Origin of the sequence: Paenibacillus xylanexedens (assembly GCF_007680605.1) — a bacterium.
GTDB lineage: Bacteria > Bacillota > Bacilli > Paenibacillales > Paenibacillaceae > Paenibacillus > Paenibacillus xylanexedens_B.
Genome location: NZ_VEIO01000101.1, coordinates 1 through 236 on the forward strand (window position 1 = coordinate 1; position 236 = coordinate 236).

The following is a 236-nucleotide window of genomic DNA, read 5'->3' on the forward strand; positions in this document are numbered from 1 at the left end:
TACACAGCCAGGTTATCCAGAATCTGCTGACGTGCTGACGCATCCGTTGGCAGGCTGTTACCCAGTGGCAATGTCAGGGTCACTTCACGGCTCTGCATATTCGTTTCAATCTCAACTGGACGAGCCAGTACACGCACATTCGTATTTGGAGCAACTTGCTGAATCACTTGCTCTTTCTTCGCCCGCTCTTCCAAGTCTTTGCGCTCGGATTCCTTTTTGAGTGGAACCAGACGGAA

General features: G+C 50.8%; 1 protein-coding gene. It reads right to left on the bottom strand.

Translation table 11 applies throughout. The features are described 5' to 3' along the window. The coding region (locus tag FS818_RS29055) for a hypothetical protein (RefSeq protein ID WP_186375623.1) at positions 1–236 on the bottom strand (236 nt) is incomplete at both ends.